Here is a 7,873-nt window from a genome sequence, read left to right as displayed (position 1 = left end):
TCATCGGTCTTCGCCTGGGCAAACTCCTGGGCGAACTTCTGGCTATCAGCCTCCGGCGTTGTCTGGATAGCATCTGTTGACGTGTCTGTCTTAACAGTGTCCTGCGTGGTCACAGTCTCAACCTTGCTAGACGTACCATTAGCGTTATTCTTTCTTCTTCCGAATCCTCTCACTTCAGAGCTACTCTTACGCCCTTTTTCTGAAGAGAAATGTGCATCAGATGTAGTAACGACTGGCTTCTTGGCTGGGTAGGTCTTATCGAGCTGGTACTTGCGCTTAACCGCTTCACGCTCGCCATCGGTCTTCGCCTGGACAAACTCCTGGGCGAACTTCTGGCTGTCAGCCTCCGGTTGAAGGGACTTCTTAGAAGTTACCCCTTTATCATTTTGCTGGGTACCAGCATTTCTACGCTTACTTGGAGGCACTCCCCAGTCAGATATTCTGCCAGCATTTGGTACAGTAGAGATCCCTTCTTTACTGTCACCCTCAATTTCTTTGGAGCCAATTGTTCCCTGCTTAGCGTTTTCATCGCCAGCAGTTTTGGTATTTCTGTTTCTTTTGCCCCAACTACGAACATCTGAACCTGCTCTTTTACCATTAACGCTGGAGTACATACTTGAGTCATTCTGCTCTTGCTCCTTAGTATTCAAATCACCGATCCCGCCCTCAGCCTTGGGTGCCAGGCTGGTGAGGTAATCAGCAATACTTGACTGCTCAGCTGTTTTTGAAGTGTCTTTAAATTGTCTGGTCTTTTTCTTCTTTTTAGTTTCAGTTCCAGACTTGGTTAAAGAGTCCGGATCAGTTTCAACAATTTTTTGCTCTTCCTGCTGTTGCTTCTTAGGTTTTTTCCCCCACTTCTGAGAATTTCTGTTAGAAGTGTGACCTTTATCACTGGCACAAGTACTCTCACCGGAACCTTCAACATTCTCTGCCTCACTGTTTTCAGGTGTCTTACCGAAAGGCTTGTTATTGAGATCAATCTCGATACCTATAGTTTTTGGCTTCTTATCATCATCCTTTTTGAACCACGAACCGAGGTATTCTCCTGCTTGAGATAGCTTTTCTTTGACGGTCTGGATAGCTTCTGCCGCTGGATCAGAGACTGCTGCCTGAGGTATTTCTGGCTGATTATTTTCCAGATTGATACCAAAACCTTGTTGACTATCATTCGGAGGCAGGTCTTCATCCTCCTGGCCCTCAAACTCATATTCACCTTCTTCTTCCGACTCACTCAGCTCATCTGACTCTTCCTGCTCATCATCTGAATCATCAAATTCATTGCCTATCGACTCCGAGCCCCAGTCAATTTTCAAGGAACCATCGTCGAATTTCGAGACCGCGTGAGCGAAAACCGGATTGACCAACAGGCTAAAAATCAGCCCCAGCAATAGCAGCGCCCAGCTGCCTGCCATGATCAGTTTTTTGAACCAGTGTCCTGAAATAGAGGTTTTCATGAGCAACTCCTTTTACAACTTCAACATCCATGTCGCCCCACTCGCAAGTAGAGCTGTCTGATGCGTTAGAACTTGGCAAAAGGAGAGAGTTCCTCAGACCTAAGTCGAAAAGGGACCATCCGACAGACACAAAGACTCATAACTTATTGATTTACAAATAACTATTGAAAAAAAGTATTACTAACACGGGTGTTACGATTAATAACAGGAATAAAAAAAACCCGCCGAAGCGGGTTTTTCTTATTCAAGCATGAGCCTGACTTGACCAGCCTTATTTAGCAGGGCCCAACCGGCTTGGCCCGCCATTTGCGCTCGTACTGCCATGAGATGGAGCATTACGAACACTCTGACGACCAAGGCTGCCATTGCTGGAGCTATTAGCCTCATCAGAAAAGCAATCAAACAGCGCCTCGCCTTGTTCCATAGCCTGAGACATTTGAGCTGTAGTAGTCTGGTCGTTGAATTGACTAGTCAGAGCTGCACCAGTCACCATCCGGAAAATTTTCTGGTCTTCAGCCAGAGCCTGAACCAGCTCATTTGTGGCCTGCCGCTGCTCTGAAGCTGTTGGGACATTCTGCCAAGCCGCACGGGCATTGGCTCCCACTTCTATGATTCTATCACCACCCTGGGTCAAGGCACACACCCTGATGCTTTCACCAATAAGCAGTTTCTGGGCGACATTCCCAATGAAATCGCCAACAACAGGTAAGCCTGTTGAGGCCGAAACCACTATATCTGCGCCTTTGGCAGCGAATCCACCGAAAAGGACTTGAGGAATCACTCTCTCAGCGGAAGTCAAGAGATCTCCACCAATGGAGCTAACAACTCTCTTGGTCTTTGACCAGAAAGTATCATCTCCAGAACGGCGTTGTCTTTGGGCTTCACTCAGAAGCTCTTCAACGTTTCTAGCTTGAACACTGCGGCCATTAAAGCGACGATATGTGTGACGGCCGTGGCGGTCTGGTCCACCATTACCCTGGCCATCAGCTGCGTGAGAATCCGCTCTCAGTATCTGTGGATCATTAGCAACCGGTGTACCCGTTTTATTTGTTATACTTCCTGCCATTTCCTGCCTCCAATTATTCCTAAATTGATCTGATCCATTTGAAAGTCAGCAAATGTGCCCGCGCCGGGCTGCCGGTGACCAGATGTTTACTCACAGCTCATCCGAGCTTCCTGCATCGCCACAGCCCGGCACGCCGGTGAGGTTATGCTGTCACTATTGACTGATGGCAAACTGCGGGGTTCAGAATTGAGGGATAATCGGTCAGCATTCGTGACCGTTATGCCTGGCTCTCCTAACCAAAACAGAAAGGAACAGGGATATTTGCGGGATATTGATCACTTCCGATACAAAAATGCTCCCGACTCATAAAAAAAATCGGGTCCAAAAACTGCAGACAAACAAGAAATGCAGTGTCACTCAGGAAAACTACTCCACTTGGTAACTTTTAATATTCTATTTTTATGACATCTGGATACAAACCACACAAAAACAACAAAGAAGCAGCGGTCAATACGTATTTATCACAGGGTTAAAGTTCTCGTCATATTCTCATACAATAAGCGCCACTCTCTTTATCAGCCAAACCGGTTCTTAGGGGCTCTATATGGCGTCCAAACTCAACGTAAGGCATGCCAGCCAAGTAGCCTGCAGGGACTGTAGCCTTAGTCCACTGTGTCTGCCACTCGCCCTGAAAATTGAAGACATCGATGAACTCGATGAAATCATTAAGCGTGGACGACCCCTGAAAAAAGGCGAACATCTGTTCCTGGAAGGTGATTCATTCCACAGTGTCTTTGCTGTACGCTCCGGCGCACTCAAGACATACACATCCACTAATGAAGGTGAAGAACAGATCACTGGCTTCTACCTGCCAAGTGAACTGGTCGGCCTCAGCGGCCTGGATACAGACAGTTATCCTGTTTCTGCCCAGGCGATTGAAACGACCATGGTCTGTGAAATCCCCTTCGACAAGCTTGAAAAGCTGTCTGACAACCATCCTTCTCTTCGCCGGCAACTTATGCGGATCATGAGCAAGAAGATCCGTGAAGACCAGCAGATGAAACTGCTGCTCTCCAAGAAAAATGCCGATGAACGGATTGCGACTTTCCTGATCAATCTGGCCAGTCGTTTCCGCCGCAGAGGGTTTTCATCCCAGTCTTTCCGTCTGTCCATGTCCCGCAACGAAATGGGCAACTATTTAGGACTGGCTGTTGAAACGGTTAGTCGGGTATTCACACGTTTCCAGAAGGCGGAGTTGATCCATGCTAATGGCAAGGAGATTGAAATCACCAATGCCATGGAACTATGCATTCTTGCAGGTGGTAAACTTGCCGATAATGCCGACGTTGTGAATATTCAGTAAGTTTCCAGTATGAGCGATTCAGTGTTTAACGAAAACCGACTGCGCGACCTGATCAGGGCTGTTCCAGACTGGCCTGAACCAGGTGTGATGTTCCGAGACATCTCCACCCTCCTGCTGTCCCCCAGTGGCATGCAGATGGTTCATGAACATTTTGCTGAGCGTTACCAGGATAAGGGTCTGACCCATATCGGCGCTCTGGATGCCCGTGGCTTTCTGCTCGGTGCTCCTCTGGCAAACACCCTGGGACTGCCTCTGGTTATCTTCCGTAAGCCCGGCAAACTGCCCGCTGATACCATCCGCGAGGAGTACACCCTGGAATACGGTACAGCAGCCCTTGAAGTGCATACTGATGCACTGAATGAAGGTGACAAAGTTGTTCTGATTGATGACCTGATCGCCACTGGCGGTACATTGCTGGCGGCAACAAAGCTGATTCGCAGACTGAACGCCAGTGTTGTGGAAGCTGCAGCCATCATTGATCTGCCTGCACTGGGCGGATCCTCCAAACTGGATAATGAAGGCATTAAGTCCTTCACTCTGACCAGTTATTGATAGCGTTAAAGCTATCTCAGCCCACCAAAACCCGAAGTTCAGCGTCCCACCACTCTGAATTTTGGGTTTTTTTATGCCCTGAAGCTTTTCACTACCAAAATCTGGTAAAGCAGAGTTCCGATTTTCTAATAAACTTTTTCAAATAGCAGATGTTTTGCTCCAGACATTTGGCAAGGACGAACGGACTCTTATGGGTATCAGCGCCAAGGAACTGCGCACTCTGGTTATCCGCCCCACTCTGAAACACCTGAACATGTGGAGTGAAACTGCAGAAAACCTTCTTCTGGGCACAGCAGCACAGGAATCAGGTCTCGGTGAACACCTTCGGCTTGATAACCACAGGGCTCTGGGCCTCTACCAGATCAGCCCACGCATGCATCGCAACGTCTGGGATAACTTCCTGGCCCTGGAACCTGAACTGGCAAGCAAGGTCAGGGGCCTGGCCAGCCAGAGGGAGTTTCTGCAACACCCACACGCCGAGCTGGCCACCAACCTGTCCTATGCCACAGCCATTGCCCTGATGATTTACTTGCGCGGGGGGCGATCTCTGCCGGAAAAAAGCGGGGCCAGCCCGGAAAGACTGGGGCGCTTCTGGCATAATAATTTCCACAGCAAGCCGCAGGGAACGGTAGCTGATTTTATCAATCACTACCATTCACTGGTTCTGGAAAAAGAAACATCTCAGGCGAGATAGAGGTTGAACCCAGGCCTTACTGGCCCCGAGCCTCGGCACACTTCACACAAAGCTCAGCGTAAGGCATAACTTCAAGGCGAGCCTTGGGAATATCATTACCGCACCCGGCACAGATGCCGTACTCATCTTCCTTGATTTTCTCCAGGGCTTTTTGAATCAGGCGCAACTCGTAGATAGCCTCATTACCCAGCGCATCAACGACCTCATCGTTTTCACGCTCCTGAGCCTGCTCAGACCAGTCAGCATTCGCCTTACGGGTGGCATCCTTCTTCAAGTTATCAAGCCGCGTCTGCAGTTCTGCCTGCCGGGTCAGTAGCTTTTCGCGGAAAACATCAAACTCCCCGTTCATGGATTTCCCTCTGCGTTATCTGGACTCGTTGATTTATCGTTCTTCACCAAAGAAATGCCCTTAGGGTCTGTTGAGGTTTTATTATCGCGCTCAGCCTTTTTGAGGGCTTTTATGGTTAGGCGCAGCGTTGCAGGAATGCTTATTGCCTTTCAAAACGCTGCAACGCAGCCATAGAAGCTCTCAAAAAGGCCCTTCGGGTGACTCTAAAAGCGCCCATCCGCTGCGTCAGGCTTGCTCAATGTAGAATAACTACGATTTTCACAAGCCCTTCTAACGGCTGACCGCTTTTAGATTCACTGAGCCGCATAATAAAACCTCAACAGACCCTAGTTATTATTTCATTCTTTGAAATGGGCATTTCCGCTCATGGCTGCTTGAGTGTGATTGGCATGACTACTGACATGCACGAAAAGCACGGAGGCGGAGTTTAGCAACCTACTGGTTATTCTTCAGCTTTGCCAGTTGTTATTGATTGCTGATAATTCTGATAGCGCCCCGGTCAGGCCATTTATTATTCTCTTACCGGAACACTATCAGAACATAGCTCGTATCAGAAGAGCTAAAGGGCGATTATCAGCCGAGGAATACCGCCAGCATCAAAACAGGGCAGACAAATTTCACGTACCAGGGCCAGATTTTCCAGAACAGCCCCTGTTCCATGTCAGGGTTACCGCTCTTTAGCTCCTGGAGAACCTTGTTACGACTGGCCACCCACATCAGCAGCAGGCCAAATACCAGTGCCAGCATTGGCTGCGCGTAAACGGTCGTCAGGGTAATAACAAAGCCGAACAGAGCACCAAAATTCAGGATAATAATAGTGGAAATCAGGGCAATACTGGCACCAACCAGCAGAGCCATGCGTCCACGGGGTTGATTCAGCTTCTCACAGGCAGTATTCACTGGCGCTTCCAGCATAGAGATGGAAGACGTCAGAGCAGCAATTGTCAGCAACGTGAAGAAAGCGAAGGCAACATACTCACCCAGATCACCCATGCTGTGGAACAGGGATGGCAGCACACTAAACACCAGAGCGTCAGAGGACAGCAGGGAACCATCTGCGGCGTAAATTTCAACACCATTTGCCTGGGCAATGGTCATGGCAGGAATGATCAGGATACCCGCCAGAATGGCAACACCAGTATCCAGACCCGCTACCATTCCCGCAATACTGGAGATATTTTCCTCCTGAGACAGGTAGCTGCCGTAAGCCATGATGGCGCAGGTACCCAGCGAGAGAGAGAAGAATGCCTGCCCCATGGCGCTGACCATCAGGGAAGGATCAAAAATCTTGGATAAGTCAGGTACAAAGTACATTCTCAGACCTTCTTCTGCGCCAGGCAGAGTCGCAATATAACCAGCCAGAGCCATCAGAAGGATAAAGAGAGAGGGCATAAGACGCTTGGACCAGCGCTCAACACCGTCAGTTACACCGCTGCGAACAATCAGCACCGTCAACACCATGAACACAGCCATAGTGATCAGGTTACGAGATACAGAGAAGCCCACCAGCCAGTCGGCAAAACCATCCATACCTGCCAGCCGCGCAACAGGCTCGCCCATAAAGGCCATCAGCCAGCCAGAGACAATGCCATAGAAACTCAGAATCAGGGAAACAACCAGAATACCGGTTACACCAGAGATTTTACCAATCAGCTTCCAGTGGGGCTTATCAGACAAGGACATCAAAGCATCCATCGGATTCTTCTTGCTCATCCGGCCAATGGTCAGCTCAGCAACCAGCATTGGGTAAGCCAGGATAGCAACCATCACTAGATACATCAGAATAAACGCAGCTCCCCCGTTCTGCGCCACCTGGGTTGGAAAGCCCCAGATATTCCCCAGACCAACAGCCGAACCAGCTGCGGCCAGAACAAAACCGAGACGGGAAGAAAAGCCCTGTCGCTCCGAACTCGCTATAAAATCAGGATCTGCCGTGCAGGTTGCTTGCGCTTGTGTCATTGGACTGCCTCTTACAAATAACACTTATGGCCATGGAAATAGTACTTCTTCGCACATGGCTATTATTTATGTGGCCTGTAAGAGTGGTTTGGGTAAGCTTGGTGTGGGTGCGCTTATTCCGGCCTTCTTACAGGCCGGCTATAAATACGCCGACCCCGGCTAGATAAAGTAAGCCAGGGTAAATCGATAACCGCCGCGCACCACATAGCCGCGCTTTTGATGAAGCGGCGGCTGCGAGCAAACTGTCTGAATCAGATGGTTTTGCATGGTGGCGATTAAGTTGAGTGATAAGGCGTGTGGCGAATATAACAACTGAAAAAAACAAACTCAACAAAATCATCTAAAACATCGACATAAAACAGGATCATTTACCCAAGGCAACCACTTCCCTTATAAAAAAACCTGCATGAAAAAAAATGCTTCTGATCATTAGAAATCCGTGTACTACCCAATTGGTCGACGGTTGATCACCCGATATACTTGCCACCTTTTTCCA

The 7,873-nt window shown here is 48.9% G+C and carries 7 protein-coding genes; 3 read left to right on the top strand and 4 right to left on the bottom strand.

The genetic code is table 11. The features are described from left to right. Window positions 1-1,454, bottom strand: a 1,454-nt coding sequence (locus M3P05_RS19925; RefSeq protein ID WP_249701880.1) for a hypothetical protein, incomplete at its 3' end; no start/stop codon positions are given. 271 nt (window positions 1,455-1,725) lie between these two features. Continuing rightward, a complete protein-coding gene (locus M3P05_RS19920; RefSeq protein ID WP_249701879.1) occupies window positions 1,726-2,520 on the bottom strand; it encodes a hypothetical protein in 795 nt (264 codons plus the stop codon). Window positions 2,521-3,064: 544 nt separating this feature from the next. On the opposite strand from M3P05_RS19920, the gene fnr reads away from it, so the two are divergent. From fnr to M3P05_RS19905, 3 genes are all read left to right on the top strand, one after another. Next, window positions 3,065-3,823, top strand: a complete 759-nt coding sequence (gene fnr / locus M3P05_RS19915; protein ID WP_249701878.1) for a fumarate/nitrate reduction transcriptional regulator Fnr — start codon at window positions 3,065-3,067, stop codon at window positions 3,821-3,823. Between the two features lie 9 nt (window positions 3,824-3,832). Continuing rightward, window positions 3,833-4,375, top strand: coding sequence for an adenine phosphoribosyltransferase (locus tag M3P05_RS19910; RefSeq protein ID WP_249701877.1), 543 nt, complete (start codon window positions 3,833-3,835; stop codon window positions 4,373-4,375). Window positions 4,376-4,529: 154 nt separating this feature from the next. After that, entirely contained in the window at window positions 4,530-5,069 is a 540-nt protein-coding gene (locus M3P05_RS19905) for a hypothetical protein (protein WP_249701876.1), read from the top strand. 16 nt (window positions 5,070-5,085) lie between these two features. Here the strand turns inward: M3P05_RS19905 and M3P05_RS19900 are convergent, their stop codons facing one another. Further along, complete coding sequence (locus M3P05_RS19900; protein WP_249701874.1) at window positions 5,086-5,418, bottom strand: TraR/DksA family transcriptional regulator; 333 nt, start codon at window positions 5,416-5,418, stop codon at window positions 5,086-5,088. 573 nt (window positions 5,419-5,991) lie between these two features. Next, window positions 5,992-7,377, bottom strand: coding sequence for a sodium-dependent transporter (locus M3P05_RS19895; RefSeq protein WP_249701873.1), 1,386 nt, complete (start codon window positions 7,375-7,377; stop codon window positions 5,992-5,994). Window positions 7,378-7,873: the final 496 nt, after the last annotated feature.

Origin of the sequence: Parendozoicomonas callyspongiae (assembly GCF_023502345.1) — a bacterium.
GTDB classification, from domain to species: domain Bacteria; phylum Pseudomonadota; class Gammaproteobacteria; order Pseudomonadales; family Endozoicomonadaceae; genus Sansalvadorimonas; species Sansalvadorimonas callyspongiae.
Note: the sequence above shows the minus strand (reverse complement) of the source record. Positions and strands in the feature narration are given on the sequence as shown.